The following is a 25,134-nucleotide window of genomic DNA, read 5'->3' as shown; positions in this document are numbered from 1 at the left end:
TTACTTAACTATAGCCCGTGTTGGGCTACGACATGGCCGCCGATTTATCGGTGGCTTTGACGTATTAAAGGTTTGAGAGTCATGGAAAAAGCAGATTTTTACAAAACACTAGACGTTGCTCGAAATGCCAGTGAGCGCGAAATAAAAAAAGCATATCGACGTTTGGCGATGAAGTATCATCCGGATAGAAATACTGATAACCCAGATGCCGAGGCTAAATTTAAAGATATTCAAGAAGCATACGCTATTTTAAGTGATGAGCAAAAACGCGCCGCTTATGACCAATTCGGTCATGCGGGCGTGGATCCTTCTATGGGTGGCGGCAGAGGACACTCTGGTGGCGATTCATTTAGTGATGTATTTGGCGACGTTTTCGGCGATATATTTGGCGGTGGTGGAGGCGGTCATCGTAGCCAAGTGACTCGTGGTGCGGATTTACGCTATAACTTGGATTTGTCTTTAGAAGAGGCTGTTTTTGGTATGGAAACCAAAATAAAAATCCCTACCTCTGTTAGTTGTACGACTTGTAAGGGTACCGGTTCTAAAAGTGGTAAGTCAGGTGTTTGTTCATCATGCGCTGGTCATGGTCAAGTGCGTATGCAACAAGGGATGTTTTCTGTTCAACAAACTTGTCCAACCTGTCATGGGTCAGGATCGCAAATTACAGACCCTTGTGGTAAATGTCGGGGTACAGGGAAAACTAAAGAGCAAAAAACATTATCGGTAAAAATTCCTGCCGGTGTTGATACTGGCGATCGTATCCGCTTGGGTGGTGAAGGAGAAGCAGGAGATCATGGTGGGCCTGCTGGTGATTTATATGTTCAAGTTAATGTTCGTGAACATGCCATATTTACACGTGATGGTGCAAACTTGTATTGCGATATGCCCATTAGCTTTGCAACAGCAACACTTGGTGGCGAACTTGAGGTGCCTACCTTGTCTGGAAAAGTTAAATTAAAAGTTCCGCCCGAAACGCAAACAGGTAAGTTATTTAGGTTGCGCGGTAAAGGTGTTAAGCCTGTAAGAGGAGGACCTGTCGGGGACTTAATGTGTCGCGTTAATGTTGAAACGCCAGTTAGTTTAACAGCTGAACAAAAGGCGTTGGTTGAACAGTTAGAAGCATCATTTAAAACGGGTGGCACTAAGCACAATCCACAAGAGCATTCGTGGTTAGGTGGTGTTAAAAGTTTTTTTGACAAAATGAAGTCTTAACAGGTTTAGAGTTTCTATAAAGTAAAATAAAGGCTGTAGTGATGTGTATAGCCTAGGTGATGTTGATAAGGGGAAAAGATGACAAAAATAGCGGTATCTGGCGCAAGTGGCCGAATGGGACTTAACTTAATTAAAGCGTGCCAACAAAATAAGTTGGCAACACTTGGTGTCGCTATTGAGCGTGATGGCTCTCCTGCAATCGGTAAAGATGCAGGTGAAATGGCAGGGTTGAGCCAGCAGCAAGTTCGCGTTGTTTCAGATTTCTCAAACCAAGCGCCTAACTTTGATGTTTTAGTTGACTTTACTCGGCCTGAGGCTTGTTTGGATAAGGTGTCTTTTTGTCAGTCACAGAAAAAAGCAATCGTAATTGGCACGACCGGATTTAGCGAGGCGGATAAAGCGCAGATAGTGTCAGCGTCAAAAAATATCCCAATTGTGTTTGCGCCTAATATGGGTATTGGTGTCAATGTAACGTTAAAACTTTTAGAGTTGGCGGCAAAAGCAATCGGCCAATCTGTTGATATTGAGGTGATTGAAGCACACCATAAGCATAAAGTGGATGCGCCATCTGGGACTGCTTTAAAAATGGGCGAAGTGGTTGCAAATGCAATGGGTAAGGCATTAGATGAGTGTGCAGTTTATGCGCGCGAAGGTATTACTGGTGAGCGTGAAGAGGGAACCATTGGTTTTTCTACCATCAGAGGTGGGGATATTGTAGGTGAGCACACTGTTATGTTTGCCGATGAAGGTGAGCGCATTGAAATCAGTCATAAAGCAACAAGTCGAATGACTTTTGCTACTGGTGCAATCAGGGCGGCTTGTTGGCTTGCCGATCAACCTCCTGGCTTATATGACATGCAAGACGTACTAGGTCTGAAAGATTAAATGCCGTCTTTTGTATTGATAGTTTTCTGTTAATATTTAAAGATAACGTAAGGGTTTATGTAAATACTGTTATAAGAATCAGTAATAAAGCAGGACATCAATACTGTTGGGAACTGGTAATTAAAAGTATAAAGCCGGATGCCGACACATAGGAGAGAAAAGTAATGTCACAAGTTAAAACAGTTGAGCCGGCGCAGGCTTCATCGAATATTAAAAAGTACGTTCTGATTGGTGCTGGGCCAGCCTCTGTGAGGGCAGCAGAGACGCTGAGAAAAGCCGATGCAAATTGTTCAATCACGATGATTGGTCAAGAAAAAGAGTCACCATATTCCCGTATGGCGTTGCCATATTACTTAAGTGGCATGATACAAGATACGGGCACGCACCTTAGAAAAACAGCGGGCCATTTCGATGATCTGAATATTAACCATGTTATTGCAAGGGTTGAAAAGGTAGAGACTAAAAGCCATCAGGTTGTTATTGATAGTGGCGATGTCTTTGAGTATGACAAGTTGATGATTGCGACTGGTTCGCGTCCTGCAAATTGCCCTTTCCCGGGATCGGAAACAGATGGTGTGGTGAATTGTTGGACATTAGCGGATGGTCGACGAATACTTGATTCAATTAAACCAGGCTCTAAAGTAGCTTTATTAGGGGCTGGCTTTGTTGCCTCTATTATTATTGAGGCAATGCTAAAAAAAGGCGTTAATCTGACTGTTATGCTGGGGCGTACTGGCTTTATGGTTAGCCGGATGATGGATGAAACCGCAGGCAAAATGATTCAGTCTTGGTGTGAAGCAAAAGGGGTGGAGATGATCCTGCCCAGTAGTATTAAATCAATTGAGCCTGGCCCAGCTTTGAAGCGTGATGACGACAGCTTAACTGAATACGATTTGATTATTGTTGCAACAGGGGTTTATTCAAATATTGAGTTTTTAGAAGGCAGTGGTATTGAAACGGATAACGGTATTCTTGTCGATGCGGGGCTGCATACCAGTGTTGAAGATGTTTTTGCTGCTGGTGATGTTGCTCAGGGGCCAGACTTTTCAACAGGTGGAAATTCAGTGCACGCTATTCAGCCAACAGCCGTTGATCATGGGCGGATAGCTGCGGTTAATATGATGGGTGGTAACTCTACCTATAAAGGTAGTTTAAGCATGAATGTTCTTGATACATCTGGTTTAGTATCAACTTCATTTGGCAGTTGGGGCGGAGTAGAAGGTGGTGACAGTGCAGTTTTGCTAGATAAAGATAACTATAAATATATTCGTTTAAACTTTAAAGATGATTTGCTGGTGGGTGCTATCACAGTTGGTCGTACGGATTTTATTGGTGTTATGCGAGGATTGATTCAATCGGAAATACCTTTAGGGGAATGGAAAGAAAGGTTAAAAGAAGACCCCACGCTAATAATGAATGCGTATTTGTCGAAATCGCTGGATGTCGCAAAATAATTTGCTAAAAAATATGCTCGTGTTGGAATGGACAATGAGGCACTTAATCCAGTAAAATTCGCGGTCATACATATTAACAATCAAAACGGGTGGTGCCAGTAAAGGTTCTTCCCGTTTTGTATATCTAAAGGTGGTGTAATTTGTCTGACAAAGCGATACTGGTTCTCGAAGACGGTAGTGTGTTTCACGGCCAATCAATTGGCGTTCAAGGCCTGACAACAGGCGAAGTTGTTTTTAATACGTCGATGACGGGTTACCAAGAAATTCTCACTGACCCATCCTATTCACATCAAATTGTAACGCTAACGTACCCGCATATTGGTAATGTCGGCGCAAATGCTGAAGATGAAGAGTCTGCCGCAGTTCATGTGCAGGGTTTGGTTATTAGGGATTTACCGTTACTGCATAGTAATTGGCGTTCAGAAGAGTCCTTATCTGCATATTTAGCTAGAAATAATATCGTTGCAATTGCTGATATTGATACGCGTAGGTTGACAAGAATTCTACGTGAAAAAGGCGCGCAACGAGGCTGTATCATAGCCGGAGAGGAAGTTGATGAGGCGTATGCCTTAGCATCAGCAAAAGAGGTGACGCCACTTAAAGGGCTTGATCTTGCGCAGCTGGTGTCCTGCAAAAAACCTTATGACTGGACAAGCCCAGTTTGGCAGTTAGGGCAAACAAGCAAGACTGCAACGAAGAAAGCAAACTACAAGGTTGTCGCGTATGACTTTGGCGTTAAGCGAAATATTCTTAGGTTGTTGGTGGAGTCGGGCTGCGAAGTCTGTGTTGTACCAGCGAAAACGCCAGCTTCAGAGGTGTTAGCAATGTCACCAGATGGTGTGTTTTTATCAAATGGCCCCGGCGATCCAGAGCCATGTGATTATGCCATTGAGGCCATCAAAACTATTTTAAAAGAGAAAGTCCCCGTATTTGGTATCTGTTTAGGCTATCAATTGTTGGCGTTAGCCAGTGGTGCCTCAACAGTAAAAATGAAATTTGGTCACCATGGCGCTAACCATCCGGTACAGGACTTAGTAACGCAACGGGTTATGATCACTAGTCAAAACCATGGCTTTGCTGTGAATGCGGATTCTTTGCCAGCTAATTTAAAGGCAACGCATACTTCATTATTTGATAAGAGCCTACAAGGGATAGAGCGAACGGATTGCCCCGCATTTGGATTCCAAGGGCACCCAGAAGCGAGCCCTGGTCCGCAAGATATTGTGTATCTGTTTGACCGGTTTACGACAATGATGGACTCATATAAAGCTTAATTAAGCGAGCGGTCAATGAAAACGTTGACACCCTTTTGTGTACACCTGGCAATTAGCCATAAAAATTTATAAAGAGAATTATGCCAAAAAGAACCGACATAAAATCCGTTTTACTATTAGGTGCAGGCCCTATTGTTATTGGTCAGGCTTGTGAGTTTGATTATTCAGGAACGCAGGCTTGTAAGGCGCTAAGAGAAGAAGGTTATCGCGTGATTTTGGTTAATTCAAATCCAGCGACAATCATGACGGACCCCGAAACAGCCGATGCAATTTATATCGAGCCGGTTGATTGGCAGACGGTTGAAAAAATTATTGAAAAAGAAAAGCCAGATGTGCTGTTACCAACGATGGGTGGGCAGACGGCACTTAATTGTGCGCTAGATTTGGATAGGCATGGCGTGCTTGCAAAACATAATGTTGAAATGATTGGCGCGTCAAAAGAAGCAATAGATAAAGCAGAAGATAGGGATCTGTTTAAAAAAGCGATGACTAAAATCGGTTTGTCGACGCCACGTTCATTTGTTGCACATAATATGGAGCAAGCATTTGAAGCCTTGGATGATATCGGTTTTCCAACAATTATTCGTCCATCTTTTACAATGGGTGGTAGTGGTGGCGGTATTTCATATAACCGAGAAGAGTTCGTAGAGATATGTGAGCGAGGTTTGGACCTATCACCCACTAATGAGTTGTTGATTGAAGAGTCCGTCTTAGGTTGGAAAGAATACGAGATGGAAGTGGTACGTGATCGTAAAGATAACTGTATTATTATTTGTTCCATTGAAAATTTTGACCCAATGGGAGTGCATACAGGGGATTCTATTACGGTTGCCCCCGCCCAGACATTAACCGATAAAGAATATCAAATTATGCGTAATGCTTCGATCGATGTATTGCGTGAAATTGGTGTGGATACAGGCGGGTCTAATGTTCAATTTGCAATCAATCCAGAAAATGGTGCGATGATTGTGATTGAAATGAACCCACGAGTTTCCCGTTCATCAGCGTTAGCCTCAAAAGCAACGGGTTTTCCTATTGCTAAAGTGGCTGCAAAATTGGCGATCGGTTACACCTTGGATGAACTAAGTAATGAAATAACAGGGGGCGCAACACCCGCATCATTTGAGCCGTCTATTGATTATGTTGTTACGAAAATTCCTCGCTTTACCTTTGAAAAATTTCCAATGGCAGATGACCGTCTTACTACGCAGATGAAATCTGTCGGTGAGGTAATGTCTGTAGGGCGAACGTTTCAAGAGTCACTACAAAAAGCCTTACGCGGGCTTGAAACAGGTAAGAATGGATTAGACCCAATCGTTGATTTAAACGAAGAAGGGGTTGATGCTATTTTAAGGCGTGAAATACAACAACCAGGTGCTGATCGTATTTGGTATTTGGCAGATGCGTTTAGGAAAGGCTTTGGTTTAGAAAGTATTTTTGAGCAAACAAAAATTGATCGCTGGTTTTTGATTCAAATAGAAGATTTGTTAAATGAAGAAGCTGTTTTATCAAACAGTGAGCTTGCTTCAATTGATAATTTAACAATGTATCGATTGAAACGAAAAGGTTTCTCAGATGCGCGATTAGCTGCTTTACTGGGCGCTAAAGAAAGTGCCGTAAGGGCAGCCCGACACGAGATGAATATTCGCCCTGTTTATAAACGGATTGATTCTTGTGCAGGTGAGTTTTCGTCTTCTACAGCTTATATGTATTCTACTTATGAACAAGAGTGTGAGTCACAGCCAAGTGACCGTGAGAAGATTATGGTATTGGGTGGCGGCCCAAACCGCATAGGACAGGGAATCGAGTTTGATTATTGTTGTGTCCATGCAGCGTTGGCAATGCGTGAAGACGGGTATGAAACCATTATGGTTAACTGTAACCCTGAAACGGTATCAACTGATTTTGATACCTCAGACCGTTTGTACTTTGAATCGTTAACACTGGAAGATGTGCTTGAAGTCGTGCACCTTGAAAAGCCAAAGGGCGTGATTGTTCAATACGGAGGTCAAACACCGCTAAAACTAGCGGAAGATTTAGAAGCTGCAGGCGTCCCAATTATTGGAACATCACCGGAAGCTATTGATCTGGCAGAAGATCGTGAGCGTTTCCAACAATTAGTTGAAAAGCTAGGGCTTTTACAGCCACCTAATAGAACCGCGCGAAATCCAGAACAAGCCGTACTTCATGCAGAAGAAATTGGTTATCCGCTAGTTGTAAGGCCATCATATGTATTGGGTGGTCGTGCGATGGAAATCGTTTATAACGAAGCAGAACTTCGTACATATATGCGAGAAGCAGTTAGTGTTTCAAATGATTCACCGGTGTTATTGGACCGTTTCTTAGATGATGCTGTTGAAGTCGATGTAGATGCTATTTTCGATGGTAAGGAGTTGTTAATCGGCGGCATTATGGAACATATCGAGCAGGCGGGTGTTCACTCGGGCGATTCGGCCTGCTCATTACCTCCATTTGATTTGAGTCAGCAGGTGCAAGATAGAATGCGTGTACAGGCTAAAGACCTTGCTCGTGAATTAGGCGTTGTCGGTTTGATGAATATTCAATTCGCTATTAAAGGGGATGATATTTATATCTTAGAAGTAAACCCCCGTGCATCACGCTCAGTTCCTTTTGTATCGAAAGTGACGGGGTACCCGTTAGCGAAAATTGCAGCTCGTTGTATGGCAGGGCAGTCATTAGCGGATCAGGGCACCACTCAAGAAATTATTCCTAAGTATTTCTCGGTTAAAGAGTCGGTTTTCCCATTTGTTAAATTTCCTAATGTAGATCCGTTATTAGGCCCTGAGATGAAATCAACAGGTGAAGTGATGGGTGTAGGGGATACATTTGGAGAGGCATTCGGTAAATCACAGCGTGCTGCTGGTATTGAATTATCAAATAAAGATAAAGTATTGTTTAGCGTTAGAGATGCTGACAAAGATAAAATGATTAATTTAGCCAAAGTATTGGTTTCACGCGGGAAGCAAATACTGGCTACAAAAGGGACGGCAGATGCCTTAAAGGCAGCTGGGGTTGAATGTGAGCTAGTCAACAAGGTTAACGAAGGCCGTCCTCATATTGTAGATGTGGTTAAAAATGAACCTATTCAGCTAATCGTTAATACCACAGAAGGTAAACAAGCGATTCTTGATTCATTTTCAATCCGTCGTGAATCGTTACAAAATAAGGTGACATATTGCACTACTATGGCGGGTGCTAAAGCGACAATTGATGCATTGGCAGATATTACTGTGAAAGAAGTCAGAGAGCTTCACGCATTGCAAGCACGTCATTAAGTTGTAAAAATTAAGGATTATTTATGAGTAAGGTACCATTAACTAAAAAAGGCGCAGAAAGCCTTAAAAAAGAATTGGACGAGCTAAAAAATGTAAAGCGTCCTAAAGTGACCGAAGCGATTGCTGATGCTCGCGCGCACGGTGATTTAAAAGAAAATGCTGAATATCATGCGGCCAGAGAAGAGCAGGGCTTAATAGAAGCACGGGTTCGTGATATTGAAAGCAAATTAGGAAATGCACAAATTATAGACGTTTCTACCATGGACGCTAACGGTAAAGTTATTTTTGGTTGTACCGTTGAGCTAGAAAATATCGAGACAGAAGAGTTAGTTGTCTATACGATTGTTGGCGAAGATGAAGCAGATATAAAGAAAAACTTAATTTCCTATGCATCCCCTTTTGCAAAAGCATTGATAGGAAAGGAAGAAGGGGATGTTGCTGAGGTAAGAGCGCCTGGTGGAGTCACAGAGTTTGAAATTTTGGATGTTCGTTACGAATAAGCTTTTTTATCTTGGTTTTCTCTGTAAAAAACAGCCATAAAACCAATGCTTTGAATGAGTTCTGAGGCGGTTTTATCAGCAATCTCTTGAATGATCGCTTTTTTGTCGTCTCGATCATCAGCAGACACTTTTACCTTAATCAGCTCGTGGTGCGTGATCGCAGACTCAATCTCGTCTAATACATTACTGGTTAGGCCAGACTGACCTAGACGAACAACAGGCTTTAAAGAGTGTGCGTGTGCCTTTAGTTTCTTTTTTTGCTGATTTGATAATGCCATAGTGTTTCATTAAATTCTGTTAAGTTAGGTCGCGCATTCTACACTTAAAAGATACAAGAAGGTGCGTCTGTTTTGTAGATGTACCTATGTTAACAGTGGGTAAACAAATAATAATGCAAAGGTATGACCAAGCATAAAAACAAACAAAAGTGGCTGGATGAGCATTTTAACGATGAGTATGTAAAAAAAGCTCAACAAATGGGGCTTCGTTCGCGCGCCGTATTTAAATTAGAAGAAATTGACAAAAAAGACCGGTTATTGAGGCCTGGACAAATTGTGGTGGACTTAGGTGCCGCGCCGGGTGGCTGGTCAGAATATGCCATAAAAAAAATCACAGGCGATGGGCGAGTCATCGCGTTAGATTTATTAGATATTGATCCTATTGATGGTGTTGACTTTATTAAAGGTGACTTTAGTGACGACGAGGTTTTTGAGCGCTTACAAAACTTAATCGGTCATCAAGCAGTCGATATAGTGATGTCTGATATCGCGCCTAATATGAGTGGTAGTAAGGCGATTGATCAACCAAAATCCATGTATTTAGCAGAATTGGCATTAGATTTTGCAAAAAACAGTTTAAATAGCCGGGGCTCGTTTTTGATAAAGCTGTTTCAAGGTGAAGGGTTTGACCAGTATCTTCAAGAGGCTAAAAAAGTTTTCTCGACAGTACTGATTCGAAAACCCAAAGCTTCACGCGCACGTAGTCGAGAGGTTTACCTTTTGGCAAAGGGCTTGAAATTGTAGTAATCTAACCCCATAAATTACTGAATGAATTTTAAAAATAACAGTTTAATTGAGCACTGTCATAAACATCACGAGGGAGTAACACTTTGAACGAAATGGTTAAGAACATTATTATGTGGGTGGTAATCGCCGTCGTGCTGATGTCCGTATTCAATAATTTTGGTGGATCAAAACAATCATCAACTAGTAATTTAAGTTATTCGCAGTTTATCAGTGCTGTTAATGCAGGCCAGGTTAGTAAAGTGTCCATAGATGGGCCTAATATTAGTGGTCAAACTACGTTAGGTGAGCGTTTTACAACACGTAGTCCTGGTGATATTCACCTTGTTGATGACTTACTAAAAAATGGTGTTGAAATTATTGCCAAACCACCTGAAGAGCAATCGGTGCTTATGTCAATTTTAATATCATGGTTCCCGATGCTCTTGTTGATTGGTGTGTGGATATTCTTTATGCGCCAAATGCAAGGTGGCGGAGGCGGTGCCGGTGGTCGTGGAGCAATGTCCTTTGGTAAAAGCAAAGCGAAACTATTAAGTGAAGATGAAATAAAAGTAACGTTTGCTGATGTGGCGGGTGTTCAAGAAGCAAAAGAAGAGGTTGGAGAGGTTGTTGATTTTTTAACAGACCCTAGTAAGTTTCGAAAATTAGGTGGTTTAATCCCACGCGGAATTTTAATGTCGGGTTCGCCTGGTACAGGTAAAACCTTGTTAGCGAAGGCGATTGCTGGTGAAGCTAAAGTGCCTTTTTTCAGCATATCGGGTTCTGATTTTGTTGAAATGTTTGTTGGTGTAGGGGCTTCACGTGTTCGAGACATGTTTGAACAAGCCAAGAAAAACGCACCGTGTATTATTTTTATCGATGAGATTGATGCGGTTGGCCGTGCCCGTGGTATTGGTATTGGTGGTGGTAATGATGAGCGTGAGCAAACCTTGAACCAATTATTGGTTGAGATGGACGGGTTTTCTGGTAATGAAGGGGTGATTGTTATTGCCGCGACTAACCGTCCTGATGTTTTAGACCCGGCCTTATTACGCCCAGGTCGTTTTGATCGACAAGTGGTTGTTCCTTTACCAGATATTAGAGGGCGCGAGCAAATCTTAAAAGTGCACCTTAAAAAGGTGCCTCTCGGTGACAGTGTTAACCCTAATGTGATTGCACGAGGCACACCGGGCTTTTCAGGTGCAGATTTGGCTAACTTGGTAAACGAAGCGGCATTATTTGCGGCTAGAGCTGATAAGAAGTTAGTTGATATGAACGACATGGAGAACGCTAAAGATAAGGTGTTAATGGGCGCAGAACGTCGTTCTATGGTGATGAGTGAAGACGAAAAAAGGTGCACGGCATATCACGAATCAGGTCATGCAATTGTTGGTCGCTTAGTGCCTGAGCACGATCCTGTCTATAAGGTGACCATCATTCCACGTGGGCGAGCGTTAGGTGTCACAATGTTCTTACCTGAGCAAGATCAAATTAGTATCAGTAAACAGAAGTTAGAAAGTCAATTATCAAGCTTATATGGTGGTCGCTTAGCAGAGGAAATTATCTTTGGTGAAGAAGCGGTAACAACTGGTGCATCAAACGATATTGAAAGAGCGTCCGCTATTGCTAGAAATATGGTAACTCAATGGGGTTTTTCAGAAAAACTTGGCGCATTAAATTACGGAGAAGATGAAAATGCAATGGGGCATTCTGGTGGTCAAACTAAGATGATTTCGGATGAAACAGCCGAGCTTATTAATAAAGAAGTTAGAGTGTTTATTGATAGAAACTACGAGCGTGCTAAGAGCTTATTGACTGAAAATATTGATATTTTACACTCTATGTCAGAAGCGTTAATGAAGTATGAAACACTTGATAGCGATCAATTAGACCAATTAATGGCTCGTCAGCCAGTGAGTGAACCTAAAGATTGGGAAAATGATGATCAATCTGGTTCAGGGAAAGCGACGATAGAAGATAAAGACGCTACAGATAAGGAGTCAAAGCCGACTATTGGAGGCCCTGCTGAACAACCTTAATGCTGTGAAGAGTCGTCTTGACCAAATATTTGATCTAAAGAGCCCCCAAATTATGGGGGTTCTTAATATTACGCCGGATTCTTTTTCTGACGGAGGTTCTTTTACACAGATAGAATCAGCGGTGCAACATGCCTTGAAGATGGCTGAGCAAGGCGCCACAATTATTGATATTGGCGGTGAATCTACACGGCCTAATGCATTACCTGTTTCTACACACGAGGAAATCCTAAGGGTGGTTCCTGTTATTGAAGGGATTCGACTTAAATCGGATATTGCCATTTCAATTGATACCAGCAAAGCTGATGTTATGAAGGCTGCCATAGAGGCCGGAGCGGACTTTATCAATGATGTGTATGCCTTACAGAGACCGGGTTCACTGGATATGGCGGCTTCTTTAGGAGTGCCTGTCTGTTTAATGCATATGCAAGCAGACCCTACCACGATGCAAGATCAACCATATTACCTTAATGTGGTTGAAGAGCTGAATGAATTTTTTGCTCAGCGTATAGCGGCCTGTGAGCAAGTCGGTATTGCTAAAGGGAAGATTATATTAGACCCAGGGTTTGGCTTTGGTAAAGCCTTACAACATAACCTGACATTATTGGCGAAACTTAAAGAGTTTGAGAGCCATGGCTGCCCAATATTGGCTGGCCTATCAAGAAAATCAATGTTTGGTCAGTTATTAGATAAAAAAGTCGATGAGAGATTAATTGGCAGTGTTAGTGCCGCGTTGTTAGCAGTGGCTAATGGTGCGTCTATTGTTCGTGTGCATGATGTTGCTGAAACAGCTGATGCGTTAAAAGTCTATATGGCTGTTCAGGCTGCCAAATGAGGAAACTATGACAAGAAAATATTTTGGTACCGATGGTATTAGAGGCTTAGTTGGGGAAGGGGTCATTACTCCCGAATTTATTTTAAAGCTGGGTTGGGCGACCGGGAGAGTGTTCGAGCAACAAGGGCATTGTAAAATTGTAATTGGTAAAGATACTCGTATTTCCGGTTATATGTTTGAATCAGCATTAGAGGCTGGTTTAGTTGCAGCAGGCGCAAATGTTCAGTTATTAGGTCCTATGCCAACCCCAGGAATTGCATATTTAACGAGAACGCTCCGTGCCAATGCAGGAATAGTCATTAGTGCTTCACATAACCCTCATTATGATAATGGTATAAAGTTTTTTTCTAGTGAAGGTGAAAAGCTTGCCGATGAGATAGAGCAAGCGATAGAACAAAAAATGGACGAGCCACTCATCGTTGTGGAATCGTCTCGGTTAGGTAAAGCTAACCGTATTAATGATGCGGCGGGTCGATACATAGAGTTTTGTAAAAGCACAATTTCTTCAATGATCGACTTATCTTCTTTAAAAATGGTTGTCGATTGCGCACACGGCTCTACCTATCACATTGCTCCTTATGTGTTTAGTGAATTAGGTGCGGAGGTGATTAAAATAGGTGCTGAGCCAAACGGCATTAATATTAATGATGGTTGCGGAGCAACTAACCCTCAGGCGTTAACCGAGACGGTTTTATCCAATAATGCTGACTTTGGTGTGGCATTAGATGGCGATGGCGATCGATTAATCATGGTTGACCACTTAGGCGAAGTGTTGGATGGTGATGATATTTTGTATATTTTAGCCAAAGGTCGTCAATCAAATGGTTATTCAGGTTCATCTGTTGTAGGAACATTGATGACTAATCTAGGCGTTGAACACGCACTCAATAGATTAGGTATTGACTTATTACGCTCAGCAGTTGGAGACCGGCATGTTATTCAGTTGATGAATGAATCAGAGTCAATCTTGGGTGGTGAAGGGTCTGGGCATATAATTTGTGCTGATAGAACGACAACAGGTGATGGAATTATTTCAGCTCTACAAGTGATTGAGATTATGATGCGCGAGAGCACCTCTTTGAATGAACTAAAAAGTGATATTCAAAAGTATCCTCAATGTATGATTAATGTGAAGCTAAGTGGTGCTAAAAAGTTTGCGATGACGGATGATATTAATAAAGCCGTTGCTTCTATCGAGAAGGTTTTAAAAGGCGCTGGAAGAGTATTGTTAAGGCCTTCTGGCACAGAACCATTAGTTAGGGTAATGGTAGAAGGCGAAGATGTGAAGTTAGTGGAAAAACTGGCAATGGACCTTAGTAAAACAGTTGAAAGCCTACTTGACGCTTAAGGGGTGAATTGGGCGTGAGTGCTCGCTTAATTAAGATTGATTTATTGCTGAATAGCCGCTAACCTTGCTCGTTTTTAAGGTAAGAAGTTTGATGCGTCGATCACTGGTTATTGGAAACTGGAAGATGAATGGTTCACTTGACTCAACAAGTGAAATTTTACGTGCAATTGAAACGACAATTGATGATAAAATAACGTGCGATATAGGAGTCTGCGTGCCTTTCGTCTATATAACGGCTGCACAAGAAATAACTAAACCGACAGTTATAACCATAGGTGCTCAAACTGTTTCAGAGTATCAGTCTGGGGCATATACCGGTGAAGTGTCGGCGCATATGTTGGAAGATGTTGGCTGTAGCTGGGTACTAATAGGTCACTCAGAAAGGCGAACACTATTTAATGAAGCAAATGCGCAGCTGGTTAAGAAAGTGCTGGCAGCCCAAATGACTGGAGTTACTCCTGTTTATTGTGTTGGTGAAACACAGGAAGAATACAAGTCTGGTGCTACATTTGATGTAATTAAAGATCAGGTTGAGGCGTTATTAAATAATAGCGCTGTAGATTTGACGCAACTGGTTCTGGCTTATGAACCCGTTTGGGCCATTGGAACGGGGTTAACGGCCTCCCCTGAAGAAGCTCAAAAGGTGCATGCTTTTATAAGAGCATTGGTTAGCGAGAGAGATATAAATGCAGCTAACATGCTTCGCATTTTATATGGCGGAAGTGTAAAACCAGATAATGCATTGTCATTGTTTGGACAAAAAGATATTGATGGTGGTTTGATAGGTGGCGCATCCTTGGATGCAAAAGCGTTTGTCTCAATTTGCCAAAAAGCGTAAAAATAAACTTGGTAGGTAAGTTCTGCCGTAATAAAACTCATACCGTTTAGGTATAGAAGGATAAGAGAATGAGTGTGTTTGGAATAGTTTTATCAGTGCATGTGGTTATTGCAGCATTGATGATAGGGTTGATTTTGATTCAGCATGGTAAAGGCGCTGATGCTGGCGCAGCATTTGGCAGTGGTGCATCCGGTACGGTATTTGGTGCTAAAGGTTCCGGCTCTTTTTTAAGTCGTTCGACAGCTATTTTGGCCGCATTGTTTTTTTCAACAAGTCTAGCGCTTGCTTATCTAGGAGGCAATAGAGCAGCACCTGAAGATATTATTGATGGCTTGACGGTTTCACAACCAGCAAAATCAACAGAAGCTACGCCTGCGGACTTAATCAACAACCTTGTGGAACCAACAGATGAGCTGGTTAAGCAAAATGGTATGAAGCTTGCTGATGACCTGCCCATTCCTGATTAACTGAATGGATTTGCCGAGGTGGTGGAATTGGTAGACACGCTATCTTGAGGGGGTAGTGTCCTATGGACGTGCGGGTTCAAATCCCGCTCTCGGCACCAATAATTATAAGCATTAAAATTCATTGATGAGTAATCAATTTACAATTGTTATCTTTCTGATTTTTTCGATTCTTATGGCTAATTTGCCATGGTTAAGCGATAAACTTTTTTGTATTAGACAAATCGCGCATAAATCAGGCTGGTTTCGCTGGTTTGAATGGCTATGTTGGTATGTGCTGACGTTCAGTGTTGGCTTTGCTTTGGAATACAAAATAATGGGAACAAATACTGCGCAGAACTGGGAGTTCTACGTGGTTACAGTATGTTTATTTGTTGTCTTTGCTTTGCCGAGCTTTATCTATCATTACGATTTAAAAAAAATTCTTAAATCTCGAGAAAAAGAATAGCTTAATACCTTATAACTAATAAGGAATGGTGGTTTTTAAGTAAAAAAAGTCGAATATCAGCTATAATTCATCTTTTTTATTAAGGAGATTGTTAGAAATGAAAGCACCTGTTCATGTAGCCGTTACCGGCGCCGCTGGTCAAATTTCGTACTCATTATTATTTCGTATAGCATCTGGCGACTTTTTAGGCCCAGATCAGCCAATTTGTTTACACCTATTAGAAATTACACCTGCTTTAGGTGCGCTTGAGGGTGCGGTTATGGAATTGAACGATTGTGCATTTCCTTTATTACAAAGTGTTTCAATGTCTGATGATGCTGAAGTTGCCTTTAAAGATATCGATTTTGCATTCTTAGTGGGTGCTCGTCCACGTGGTCCTGGTATGGAACGTAAAGACTTGTTGGAAGCAAATGCGGCCATCTTTTCGGTACAAGGTAAAGCCTTAAATAAAGTTGCTAAACGTGATGTTCGTGTATTAGTGGTGGGTAACCCTGCAAATACAAATGCATTGATTGCGATGAATAATGCACCAGACCTTGACCCACGTAACTTCACAGCAATGACACGTTTAGACCATAATCGTGCGATGAGCTTATTGGCCGAAAAAACGGGTAATCATAATACGGACGTTACTAAGATGACAATCTGGGGCAACCACTCAGCAACACAATACCCAGACCTTCACAATTGCTTAATCAACGGTGAAGATGCGTTATCTAAGGTCGATGCAAGCTGGTATGCCGATGACTTTATTCCTGCTGTTCAACAACGTGGCGCTGCCATTATTAAAGCACGTGGCTTATCAAGCGCAGCGTCTGCTGCCAGTTCTGCATTAGACCATATGCGTACGTGGGTGCAAGGAACAGCAGACGGCGATTGGGTGAGTATGGGAATTCCAAGTGATGGAAGCTATGGTATTGAAGAAGGTTTAATTTACTCATTCCCTGTGACTGTTAAAGACGGTGACTATTCAATCGTTCAAGGTCTTGAAATTAATGATTTCAGTCGCGAAAGAATGACCGCAACGGAAAATGAGCTTAAAGAAGAACGTGATGGTGTAAAGCACCTGCTTTAATTGTTCTATGCGTTTAAAAAAAGCCATGCATTTGCATGGCTTTTTTTTTGCGTGTTATAAGGGGTTAATTTTAGAAGAGAAAACATAATGATCGAGATGACAGCGTCAAAAATTAAGGGTTCATCCTGTGTTTTTGCCGTCAATGAAAAGGGGCAGTCGATTGAAATTGAATTGGTTGAAGAACGTGCGCTAACCATCTATATCGATAAAAAAGAAATAGTAACCTTAATGACGATGGGCTCTTTTCCTGAATTGTTGGTGTTGGGTTACCTTAAAAATCAAACCTTCTTTGAGACTATCGGCGATATAAAGGTACTTCAAGTTGATTGGCAAACCAATGCTGCAGTGATTGTATCGAGTAAAAATAAGCCTAATATTGAGAAATTAAAAGCACGTCGAACAATTACTTCAGGGTGTGGACAAGGCACGATGTTTGGTAATGTTGTTGAGAGTTTAAAGGGGCAGGTGTTAGCCAAACGTAGTATTGAACAATCTGTATTGTATTATTTGCTTAATCATTTTGGGCAACGTAACCAAGTCTATAAAAAGGCGGGTGCTGTTCATGGTTGTGCGCTTTGTAAAGGTAAGGAGGTATTGTTCTTTGTTGAAGACGTAGGGCGTCATAATGCCGTTGATACAATTGCTGGCCATATGTGGTTGAAGGGTATTAAAGGTGATGACTGTGTTTTCTACACAACAGGGCGTTTAACCTCTGAAATGGTTATCAAGGTCGCGCAAATGGGGGTGCCTATATTATTGTCTCGTTCTGGGGCCACTAAGATGGGGTTTGAGCTTGCCTGCGAGTTTGATGTAACTTTAATTTCGCGAGCAAAAGGGCAACATTTTCAAGTTTTGAATGGGGCCGAGCGGATAGTGTTTGATGTAACAGCTTAAGTTTAGGCTGTATTTTCATTCGGCTTACGTAGCAACGCTTCGGCGTGCACTAAATCCTCATGACAATTAATGTTATAGAAAGGGTCAAGCAAGCTATCACTGAAGTCTGGGAGGGAGACTTTGTAGCGAGATGTCCATAAATCAATTTTGCGTATATTCTCCTTGCTTAGTGCAGCTTCCAGGTCATCAAGTAGCCTAATTGGCCATAAGGCAATAACGGGGTGTGTGCGACCATTTGAAGTGGCGCAGGCAATATCGGCGGTGTTTTCAAGCATTGATTGATAAAGCGTGGAGACTAAATTTTGGGGTATAAAAGGCGTATCAACGGGCACAGAGGCAATCCATTGTACACCGGGTTGATGCTTTCTTACCCACTGCATGCAGGCTAAAAGCCCGGCTAAAGGTCCTAAGAACCCTTCTAATGAATCTTTAATAATAGGTAAGTCATAAGAAGACAGTTGCTGGCTCTCCTTGTTACTACTAATAATAATTGAGTCGCATTGAGGAGACAATCGCTCTAATACGTGTTCAAAAAGAGGCTTATGAGCGAGTTGAATGAAGCCCTTGTCCTGGTTGTTCATCCTTCTCGAGAGGCCACCTGATAGGATGACGCCGATAATTTTATTTGAGTTGTTGGGCATTAAATTGGCTCTACTTTGACAGCTGAGAACTTGTATTCAGGTATTTTTCCAAAGGGGTCAAGATCATGACTGGTTAATAAATTAGCCGCTGCTTCGACGTAAGAAAACGGGATGAATATGAGGCCAGTTTGTACTTTATGGTCAACACGAACCTTGATGTTAATAGATCCTCGGCGGCTTGAAATGCAAACCATGTCGCCTGCTTGTACCTTAAGCGCTGAACAATCGGTGGGGCTCATTTGAACAAAAGCTTCTGGTTCGAGTGTGTTGAGTACTTCACTACGTCGAGTTATTGCGCCAGTGTGCCAATGTTCTAGTAGTCTGCCTGTTGTCAGAATAAAGTCGTATTCGGTGTCTAATTTGTCATTAGCCGGCAAAAAGCTTGCAGGGATAAATTTTCCGCGTCCGTCTTCGGTGGGGAAACCATCGGCAAAAACGATATCGTGACCAGCTTCCTTAGGGGACGGGCAAGGGTAGGTGACGGAATGCTCTTGCTCAAGACGTTCCCAGCTGATGTTAGCTAATGAGGGCATGGCTAACAGCATTTCTTGATAGATATCTTTTGGTGTTGAATAGGGCCACTCTAAACCTAAACGCTTAGCGATCTGATGTGTAATCCACCAGTCAGCTTTTGCATTGCCTGGTGGTTCAACAGCTTGTCGCCCCATTTGTACCTGTCTGTTTGAGTTTGTTACAGTACCATTTTTTTCCGGCCACGCGGTAGCAGGTAAAACAACGTCTGCAAACATAGCTGTTTCGGTTAGAAAAATATCTTGTACAACAAGGTGCTCTAATTTAGCCAGTGCTGCACGGGCATGGTTTAAATTAGGGTCTGACATGGCGGGATTTTCCCCCATGATGTACATGGACTTAATGCTGTTGCGATGTATCGCATGCATAATTTCAACGACTGTTAAGCCTTCTTTGGGGTTCAAGGGTGTGTCCCATAGGGATTCAAAAAAGGTTTGTGTTTCACAGTCACTTATTGGCTTGTAGTCGGGGTAAAACATTGGGATTAAAGCAGCATCCGAGGCGCCTTGAACATTATTCTGGCCGCGTAGAGGGTGGAGGCCTGTGCCGGGGCGTCCTATATGACCACACATTAAGGCTAATGAAATAAGGCAACGCGCATTGTCTGTTCCGTGTGTATGCTGTGAGATGCCCATACCCCAAAAAATAATGGCAGATTTGGCGGTTGCATATTTCCTTGCAACTGTTTTGATGGTGTCGGCAGTTACGCCGCAAATACTCTGCATTTTTTCAGGCGCATAGTCTTTAAGGTGTGTAGCAAACAGCTTAAAACCAGAGGTGTGTTGATCAATATAATGTTGATTATAAAGTTTTTCATCAACAATCACGTGCATGATGGCGTTCAGTAAGGCAACATCTGTGCTCGGTGTAAACTGTAGCATATGCGTTGCTTGTTGTTTTAACGCTTGAGCCCTAGGATCCATCACAACCAATTCGGTACCGCGCTCGACAGCTTGTTTAAAAAAGGTTGCTGCAACGGGGTGGTTTTCACTTGGATTCGCGCCAATAACGATGATCAAATCGCTGTCTTCAGCAGCCATAAACGGTGCGGTAACGGCCCCTGAACCAATTGTTTCCATGAGTGCGGCAACGGAGGAAGCATGACATAAACGTGTGCAGTGATCGACGTTATTAGTGCCAAAGCCGGCTCGAATTAGTTTTTGAAAAATATAAGCTTCTTCATTAGAGCACTTTGCAGAGCCAAAGCCAGCCAGGGAATCAGCACCATGCTGTTGTTTAATGTCTGAAAAACCTTTCGCAGCAAGATTAAGTGCTTCTTCCCAAGAGGCTTTTCTAAAATGCGAGTAGGGGTTAGCTGGGTCGATATTAACGCCTTTTTCGATACCCTCTTTTCTGATTAGCGGCTCGGTAAGTCGCTGTTCAGATGTAATGTAATCAAAACCAAAGCGGCCTTTTACGCATAAACGGCCTTGGTTAGAGGGGCCATTAGCACCTTCGACAGAGCAGATTTTGTTATCGTTAACCTTTAAGTTAACTTGGCAACCTACACCGCAATAGGGGCAAACGGATTGTACTTGTTTGTCTGTCTTAGTGACTTTGGCTGAAGCAGGTGAGAGTGCATTAGTTGGGCAGGCTTGAACGCACTCACCACAAGCAACGCAGGTGGATTGCCCCATTGGGTCGTCAAAATCAAAAATTATTTTTTCATCATGACCTCGCTCAGCTAGACCAATCACACCATTAACTTGAATTTCTCGGCAGGCACGAACGCACAACGTACAATGAATACAGGCATCAAGCTTTACAGAGATGGCTGGGTGAGATAAGTCGGGGGTGTTAGTTACTTTTTTTGGAAATCGTGAAGGCCCAATCTCCATGGATTGCACCAAATTATCGAAAGTTGATCCCGCAATCGTCTGCTCATCTACATCGGTACTTAATAATTCGATGACAAGCCGACGAGCTGCTGTGGCACGTTTACTCTGTGTGTGAACGACCATATCATCGCTAGGGTGTCTGCAACACGAAGCGGCGAGTGTGCGTTCGCCGTCAATTTCAACCATGCAGGCCCGGCAGTTGCCATCGGAGCGATAACCGGGCTTATTGTTAAAACATAAATGCGGAATAGTGGTGCCGAGTCGTTTAGCGACTTGCCAAATTGATTCTTCAGGTTCAGCAGAAACCTTTTTGCCATCTATTACAAATGAAACTAAATTGCTCATTTAGACCTCATCGCCGAAATATTTAATGCTCGATAAAATTGGGTTTGGAGCGGCTTGGCCTAGTCCGCAGATTGATGCGTCAGCCATTGTTGTACATAACTCTTTTAATAGTGGTTTATTCCACTGCTGTTCGGATAACAAGGAGCTGGCCTTTTCACAGCCAACTCTACAGGGGCTGCATTGACCGCAACTTTCATCATTAAAAAATGCAAGTAGGTTTTGACTCGTTGCCTTGATGCTATCCTTGTCTGATAAAACAATAATGGCATGCGAACCTATAAAGCAGCCGTACTCTGTTAAGCTGCCAAAATCTAACGGAATATTGTCTAAGGATGAAGGCAAGATACCACCAGAGGCACCGCCCGGTAGGTAAGCTTTAAATGAATGCCCCTTAAGCATACCGCCTGCTAAATGAATTAATTCGCGAATATTGCTGCCAGCGGGGGCAACAATGACACCGGGTTTATTGATACGACCTGATACTGAAAATGTGCGCAAGCCACTGGCCCCATTTTTACCTTGTTGTGCAAAGTGCTCACCGCCATCAGTTAAAATTGTGGGAATCCAGTACAAGGTTTCAACGTTTTGTACTAAGGTCGGCCGACCAAATAAGCCTTGATGGGCAACATAAGGCGGGCGTTGGCGGGGAATGCCACGTTTACCTTCAATTGATTCAATCATTGCAGATTCTTCGCCGCAAATGTAGGCGCCAGCGCCGCGCCTAACCTCGATATAATCTTCTTTAATGATCTTATGGTTAATGAGGAGTTGAATTTCGTTGTGCAATAATTGATGGATGGCGGGGTATTCGTCGCGCAAATAAATAAAGATTTTATTAGCATCAATAATATATGCTGCGATGAGCAGGCCTTCTAAAAATTGATGTGGCGCGGTGGACAAGTAATGTCTGTCTTTAAATGTGCCGGGTTCGCCTTCATCGGCATTTACACAAAAATACTTAGGAGCGGGCTCGGCTTTTACAAGACGTAATTTACTGGCAGTAGGAAACCCCGCCCCACCTAAACCTTTTAAATTGCTTTTTTCAATTTCGTTAATAGCGTCAGTGACGCTGAGAGTTTGTTTGCTCAGCGATGCGAGTAATTGATACCCGTTTGCGTTTATGTATTGTTCATAACGTTGGTATGTAGGCACATTGGCCTGTGTCTGGTTGTTCTGTGCAGCGTACAGGAGCGAGCTGGAGGTTACCTGACCGAGATAATTTTTGCCAACAGCAGCAGCGGGTGCTTGGTTGCATAAACCCATGCATGGGGCGGATGTTATTCGAATGTTTTCTGGGTTTTGCTTGTTTAATTCTAGTATTAAATTATCAGCACCGGCCAGACAGCAGCTTAAGGACTGACAAACACGAATTGTGATAGGTGGTGGTGCGGCCTCATTTTCTTTGATGACATCAAAATGATGATAAAAAGTGGCAACTTCATAGACCGCCGCTTGAGGTAATTTTAGTATATCTGCCAAGGCCATTAAGTGCTGTTCGCTGATATAGGACCAAGTATCTTGTATAAGGTGTAAGTACTCAATAAGAAGGTCTTTTCGATGTGGTTTGTTAGCAAGTAATTGCTTTATCGCTTGTTGAGCGTTGGCATCGAGTTGACGTCCTTTCTCAGTAAACTTCCCTTTACGTTTTTTTTTATTACCAGGTCTGACGATATGGCTTGGATCATTGGGCATAAATAATGATGAGATCGGTGGTGACGTAGCTATCAAAGATACCACAAAAAAGGCCATGCATGAGCATGGCCTTTGAGGTTGACGTTTATGATTGACGTTATTATTTTAGTTGCGGCCCAGCAGCTACGAGAGATTTTCCTTCTTCGTTATCTGTGTACTTTTCGAAATTAAGTTCAAATAAGTGAGCAAGCTCATGGGCGCGTTTTTCCCAATCAGCTTCATTTTCATAGGTGTTTCGTGGGTCAAGAATGTCCGTGTTAACGCCTGGTAACGCGGTTGGTATTTCTAAATTGAAGTAGGGAATATGTGTTGTTTCTGCTTCTTCAATTGAACCATCAAGGATTGCATTAATGATAGCGCGGGTATCTTTAATCGAAATTCGTTTTCCCGTGCCGTTCCATCCAGTATTAACCAAGTAGGCTTCGGCATTAACAGCCTCCATACGTTTCACTAATTCCTGTGCGTATTTGGTGGGGTGTAATGATAAAAATGCTGCACCGAAGGCCGCTGAGAATGTTGGCGTTGGCGCTGTAATGCCTCGTTCAGTACCGGCTAACTTTGCAGTAAAGCCAGATAGGAAATAATATTTAGTTTGCGCGGCTGTTAATTTTGAGACCGGCGGTGTTACGCCAAACGCATCGGCGGTTAAAAAAATAACCTTTTTAGCATGGCCACCTTTTGAAACTGGCTTAACAATATTGTCAATATGATCAATTGGGTAAGAAACACGCGTGTTTTCGGTTTTAGAATTATCAGCAAATTGAATGACGTTATCTTCAGATAAAGTAACGTTTTCTAAAAGAGCATCGCGACGAATAGCACCATAAATTTCAGGTTCGTCTTCTTCGCTTAAATTGATAACTTTAGCATAGCAGCCACCTTCAAAATTAAACACGCCATCATCATCCCAGCCATGTTCATCATCACCAATCAATTGACGGTCTTTATCGGTGGATAGTGTTGTTTTGCCTGTTCCAGACAAACCGAAGAACACTGCAACATCGCCATCTTTACCAACATTGGCAGAGCAATGCATTGAGGCTATACCGCGCAGTGGAAGCAGGTAGTTCATCATGCTGAACATGCCCTTTTTCATTTCACCACCATACCAAGTGCCACCGATAAGCTGCATTTTTTCGGTTAGGTTGAAAGCAATGAAGTTTTCTGAGTTAAGGCCGTGCTCCTGCCAATCGGGGTTATTTGTTTTGGCACCATTTAAAACAACGAAGTCTGGTTCAAAATCAACCAATTCTTCTTCTGTTGGGCGAATAAACATATTTTTTACAAAATGTGCCTGCCAAGCGACTTCAACAATAAAGCGTACCGCCAAACGGGTATCTTTATTGGCACCACAGTAGGTGTCTACAACAAATAATCGTTGACCAGATAATTGTTTAGTGACAATGTTTTTAAGGTGTCCCCAGTTTTCTTCTGATAAGGGTTTATTATCATTTTTGCCTTGGGTAGACCACCAAACGGTATCACGTGATACGTCATCCATCACGATGTATTTATCTTTTGGTGAGCGTCCAGTGAAAATACCGGTATCGACTGCAACAGCACCTAAGTTAGTTACAGTTCCCTTTTCATAGCCTGTTAGATCGTCTCGAGTTTCTTCTTCAAATAAAAGGTCGAAAGAAGGGTTGTAGATAACTTCGCTAGGGTTGGTTATCCCGTATTGGGTGAGGTCTATGGTGTTAGACATTGTTGGAGCTCCGGTATTATTAAGTTAATTTGTTGTTTTCGATTACTGCGTAGGCAGAATGATTGTGTATGGATTCAAAGTTTTCAGCTTCTAGGGTATAAGCTAAAATTCGCTGGTCATCGTTAAGTGCACTAGCAATATCCCTTACGACATCTTCTACGAATTTAGGGTTGTCGTAGGCGAGCTCTGTTACGTATTTTTCATCAGGCCTTTTTAATAGGCTGAAAAGTTCACTCGATGCCTGCTTTTCAACCAGCTGGATAATGTCTTCAGCGCAAATATTGTCACCAATTTCTGCGGTAACGGTGATATGAGAACGCTGGTTATGCGCGCCATATTCAGAGATTTTCTTTGAACAAGGGCATAAGCTGGTAACGGGGATGACTACTGAAATTTTGATTTTGTGATCACTTTTTGACCAGTGCCCGTCAAGCTTTATTTGATAGTCTAATAAGCTTTTAACGCCAGTAATAGGGGCAGACTTGTTAACAAAATATAGGAACTCTGTGGTTAGGTAACCTGTTTCCGCTTCAAGGGTGTGGGTCATTTTTTCTAATAATGCACTGAACCCCTTAATAGATAATTGCTGGCAATCTTCATTCAAAAGGGCCACAAAACGTGACATATGAGTGCCCTTTTGATGATGAGGTAAGTTGACAGACATGTTAAAGGTGCCAACAGTTGCTCGTTGGTGACCGTCCCTATCGACAAAAACAAATGGGTGGCGGATATCCTTTATGCCGACTTTATTAATGGGCATATTTCTAGAATCTGGGTGGTTTTGTACGTCTTCGATGGTCATATTTAGTAAGTAAGCTGTGT

Annotated in this window: 21 protein-coding genes and 1 tRNA gene; 16 read left to right on the top strand and 6 right to left on the bottom strand. The window is 42.4% G+C overall.

Going from position 1 to position 25,134, the window contains the following annotated elements:
• The first annotated feature begins 81 nt into the window (after positions 1-81).
• The 6 genes from dnaJ (at position 82) to greA (ending at position 8,621) form a co-directional block, all read left to right on the top strand.
• Positions 82-1,212, top strand: coding sequence for a molecular chaperone DnaJ (dnaJ, locus tag CYCPU_RS0107465; protein WP_015006265.1), 1,131 nt, complete (start codon positions 82-84; stop codon positions 1,210-1,212).
• Between the two features lie 78 nt (positions 1,213-1,290).
• Positions 1,291-2,097, top strand: coding sequence for a 4-hydroxy-tetrahydrodipicolinate reductase (gene dapB / locus CYCPU_RS0107460; protein WP_020162383.1), 807 nt, complete (start codon positions 1,291-1,293; stop codon positions 2,095-2,097).
• 164 nt (positions 2,098-2,261) lie between these two features.
• The gene (locus CYCPU_RS0107455) at positions 2,262-3,551 is read left to right on the top strand and encodes an NAD(P)/FAD-dependent oxidoreductase (protein WP_015006263.1); all 1,290 of its coding nucleotides are present in this window, start codon (positions 2,262-2,264) and stop codon (positions 3,549-3,551) included.
• A gap of 140 nt (positions 3,552-3,691) precedes the next feature.
• Complete coding sequence (gene carA / locus CYCPU_RS0107450; protein ID WP_020162382.1) at positions 3,692-4,825, top strand: glutamine-hydrolyzing carbamoyl-phosphate synthase small subunit; 1,134 nt, start codon at positions 3,692-3,694, stop codon at positions 4,823-4,825.
• Positions 4,826-4,905: 80 nt separating this feature from the next.
• Positions 4,906-8,121: a carbamoyl-phosphate synthase large subunit gene (gene carB, locus CYCPU_RS0107445; RefSeq protein WP_016390054.1), complete on the top strand. Its 3,216-nt coding sequence runs from the start codon at positions 4,906-4,908 to the stop codon at positions 8,119-8,121.
• Positions 8,122-8,144: 23 nt separating this feature from the next.
• The gene (gene greA / locus CYCPU_RS0107440) at positions 8,145-8,621 is read left to right on the top strand and encodes a transcription elongation factor GreA (RefSeq protein ID WP_015006260.1); all 477 of its coding nucleotides are present in this window, start codon (positions 8,145-8,147) and stop codon (positions 8,619-8,621) included.
• On the opposite strand, the gene yhbY is transcribed toward greA, so the two are convergent.
• The gene (yhbY, locus tag CYCPU_RS0107435) at positions 8,612-8,899 is read right to left on the bottom strand and encodes a ribosome assembly RNA-binding protein YhbY (protein WP_015006259.1); all 288 of its coding nucleotides are present in this window, start codon (positions 8,897-8,899) and stop codon (positions 8,612-8,614) included. The two genes, greA and yhbY, sit on opposite strands and share 10 nt — an antisense overlap.
• 123 nt (positions 8,900-9,022) lie before the next feature.
• On the opposite strand from yhbY, the gene rlmE reads away from it, so the two are divergent.
• The 10 genes from rlmE to CYCPU_RS0107380 all read left to right on the top strand — a co-directional run bounded on the left by rlmE (position 9,023) and on the right by CYCPU_RS0107380 (position 17,560).
• Positions 9,023-9,643, top strand: a complete 621-nt coding sequence (gene rlmE / locus CYCPU_RS0107430; RefSeq protein ID WP_020162381.1) for a 23S rRNA (uridine(2552)-2'-O)-methyltransferase RlmE — start codon at positions 9,023-9,025, stop codon at positions 9,641-9,643.
• 95 nt (positions 9,644-9,738) lie between these two features.
• Positions 9,739-11,661 (top strand): ATP-dependent zinc metalloprotease FtsH, encoded by a 1,923-nt coding sequence (gene ftsH / locus CYCPU_RS0107425; protein WP_020162380.1) that lies wholly within the window; start codon positions 9,739-9,741, stop codon positions 11,659-11,661.
• Positions 11,662-11,713: 52 nt separating this feature from the next.
• On the top strand, positions 11,714-12,493 hold the full coding sequence (gene folP / locus CYCPU_RS0107420; protein ID WP_020162379.1) for a dihydropteroate synthase: 780 nt from the start codon (positions 11,714-11,716) through the stop codon (positions 12,491-12,493).
• Positions 12,494-12,500: 7 nt separating this feature from the next.
• Positions 12,501-13,841, top strand: a complete 1,341-nt coding sequence (gene glmM / locus CYCPU_RS0107415) for a phosphoglucosamine mutase (RefSeq protein WP_020162378.1) — start codon at positions 12,501-12,503, stop codon at positions 13,839-13,841.
• Positions 13,842-13,932: 91 nt separating this feature from the next.
• On the top strand, positions 13,933-14,679 hold the full coding sequence (gene tpiA, locus CYCPU_RS0107410; protein WP_026362629.1) for a triose-phosphate isomerase: 747 nt from the start codon (positions 13,933-13,935) through the stop codon (positions 14,677-14,679).
• Between the two features lie 68 nt (positions 14,680-14,747).
• On the top strand, positions 14,748-15,146 hold the full coding sequence (gene secG, locus CYCPU_RS12210) for a preprotein translocase subunit SecG (RefSeq protein WP_020162376.1): 399 nt from the start codon (positions 14,748-14,750) through the stop codon (positions 15,144-15,146).
• Between the two features lie 12 nt (positions 15,147-15,158).
• Positions 15,159-15,244, top strand: a tRNA-Leu gene (locus CYCPU_RS0107400).
• A 26-nt stretch (positions 15,245-15,270) separates the two neighbouring features.
• Positions 15,271-15,591, top strand: a complete 321-nt coding sequence (locus CYCPU_RS0107395) for a DUF2818 family protein (protein WP_020162375.1) — start codon at positions 15,271-15,273, stop codon at positions 15,589-15,591.
• A 97-nt stretch (positions 15,592-15,688) separates the two neighbouring features.
• The gene (locus CYCPU_RS0107390) at positions 15,689-16,666 is read left to right on the top strand and encodes a malate dehydrogenase (RefSeq protein ID WP_020162374.1); all 978 of its coding nucleotides are present in this window, start codon (positions 15,689-15,691) and stop codon (positions 16,664-16,666) included.
• An 87-nt stretch (positions 16,667-16,753) separates the two neighbouring features.
• A complete protein-coding gene (locus tag CYCPU_RS0107380; RefSeq protein ID WP_020162373.1) occupies positions 16,754-17,560 on the top strand; it encodes a formate dehydrogenase accessory sulfurtransferase FdhD in 807 nt (268 codons plus the stop codon).
• Between the two features lie 2 nt (positions 17,561-17,562).
• Here CYCPU_RS0107380 and mobA read toward each other — a convergent pair whose 3' ends face one another.
• Genes mobA through folE2 form a run of 5 tightly spaced genes read right to left on the bottom strand, consistent with a single transcriptional unit; the run spans position 17,563 to position 25,114 of the window.
• Entirely contained in the window at positions 17,563-18,201 is a 639-nt protein-coding gene (gene mobA, locus CYCPU_RS0107375; RefSeq protein ID WP_020162372.1) for a molybdenum cofactor guanylyltransferase MobA, read from the bottom strand.
• Positions 18,201-20,915 (bottom strand): formate dehydrogenase subunit alpha, encoded by a 2,715-nt coding sequence (gene fdhF, locus CYCPU_RS0107370; protein WP_020162371.1) that lies wholly within the window; start codon positions 20,913-20,915, stop codon positions 18,201-18,203. Before fdhF ends, mobA begins: the two co-directional genes overlap by 1 nt.
• Positions 20,916-22,652: an NAD(P)H-dependent oxidoreductase subunit E gene (locus CYCPU_RS0107365; protein ID WP_232228623.1), complete on the bottom strand. Its 1,737-nt coding sequence runs from the start codon at positions 22,650-22,652 to the stop codon at positions 20,916-20,918.
• A 55-nt stretch (positions 22,653-22,707) separates the two neighbouring features.
• Positions 22,708-24,312, bottom strand: a complete 1,605-nt coding sequence (pckA, locus tag CYCPU_RS0107360) for a phosphoenolpyruvate carboxykinase (ATP) (RefSeq protein WP_015006246.1) — start codon at positions 24,310-24,312, stop codon at positions 22,708-22,710.
• A 19-nt stretch (positions 24,313-24,331) separates the two neighbouring features.
• Positions 24,332-25,114, bottom strand: coding sequence for a GTP cyclohydrolase FolE2 (gene folE2 / locus CYCPU_RS0107355; RefSeq protein WP_020162369.1), 783 nt, complete (start codon positions 25,112-25,114; stop codon positions 24,332-24,334).
• Positions 25,115-25,134 lie beyond the last annotated feature (20 nt).

It is taken from the genome of Cycloclasticus pugetii PS-1 (genome assembly GCF_000384415.1).
Classification (GTDB): Bacteria; Pseudomonadota; Gammaproteobacteria; order Methylococcales; family Cycloclasticaceae; genus Cycloclasticus; species Cycloclasticus pugetii.
The sequence above is the reverse complement of the archived record's forward strand: the minus strand, read 5'-3'. Positions and strand labels throughout refer to the sequence as shown.

Bases quoted from the DNA above. Each gene is read 5' to 3' on its own strand.
- CYCPU_RS0107380 (WP_020162373.1), top strand. From the start codon at position 16,754: ATGATCGAGATGACAGCGTCAAAAATTAAGGGTTCATCCTGTGTTTTT.
- carB (WP_016390054.1), top strand. From the start codon at position 4,906: ATGCCAAAAAGAACCGACATAAAATCCGTTTTACTATTAGGTGCAGGC.
- dnaJ (WP_015006265.1), top strand. From the start codon at position 82: ATGGAAAAAGCAGATTTTTACAAAACACTAGACGTTGCTCGAAATGCC.
- yhbY (WP_015006259.1), bottom strand. From the start codon at position 8,899: ATGGCATTATCAAATCAGCAAAAAAAGAAACTAAAGGCACACGCACAC.
- pckA (WP_015006246.1), bottom strand. From the start codon at position 24,312: ATGTCTAACACCATAGACCTCACCCAATACGGGATAACCAACCCTAGC.
- folE2 (WP_020162369.1), bottom strand. From the start codon at position 25,114: ATGACCATCGAAGACGTACAAAACCACCCAGATTCTAGAAATATGCCC.
- fdhF (WP_020162371.1), bottom strand. From the start codon at position 20,915: ATGAGCAATTTAGTTTCATTTGTAATAGATGGCAAAAAGGTTTCTGCT.
- dapB (WP_020162383.1), top strand. From the start codon at position 1,291: ATGACAAAAATAGCGGTATCTGGCGCAAGTGGCCGAATGGGACTTAAC.
- glmM (WP_020162378.1), top strand. From the start codon at position 12,501: ATGACAAGAAAATATTTTGGTACCGATGGTATTAGAGGCTTAGTTGGG.
- folP (WP_020162379.1), top strand. From the start codon at position 11,714: ATGGGGGTTCTTAATATTACGCCGGATTCTTTTTCTGACGGAGGTTCT.
- rlmE (WP_020162381.1), top strand. From the start codon at position 9,023: ATGACCAAGCATAAAAACAAACAAAAGTGGCTGGATGAGCATTTTAAC.
- secG (WP_020162376.1), top strand. From the start codon at position 14,748: ATGAGTGTGTTTGGAATAGTTTTATCAGTGCATGTGGTTATTGCAGCA.
- CYCPU_RS0107395 (WP_020162375.1), top strand. From the start codon at position 15,271: ATGAGTAATCAATTTACAATTGTTATCTTTCTGATTTTTTCGATTCTT.
- greA (WP_015006260.1), top strand. From the start codon at position 8,145: ATGAGTAAGGTACCATTAACTAAAAAAGGCGCAGAAAGCCTTAAAAAA.
- CYCPU_RS0107390 (WP_020162374.1), top strand. From the start codon at position 15,689: ATGAAAGCACCTGTTCATGTAGCCGTTACCGGCGCCGCTGGTCAAATT.
- tpiA (WP_026362629.1), top strand. From the start codon at position 13,933: ATGCGTCGATCACTGGTTATTGGAAACTGGAAGATGAATGGTTCACTT.
- mobA (WP_020162372.1), bottom strand. From the start codon at position 18,201: ATGCCCAACAACTCAAATAAAATTATCGGCGTCATCCTATCAGGTGGC.
- CYCPU_RS0107455 (WP_015006263.1), top strand. From the start codon at position 2,262: ATGTCACAAGTTAAAACAGTTGAGCCGGCGCAGGCTTCATCGAATATT.
- ftsH (WP_020162380.1), top strand. From the start codon at position 9,739: ATGGTTAAGAACATTATTATGTGGGTGGTAATCGCCGTCGTGCTGATG.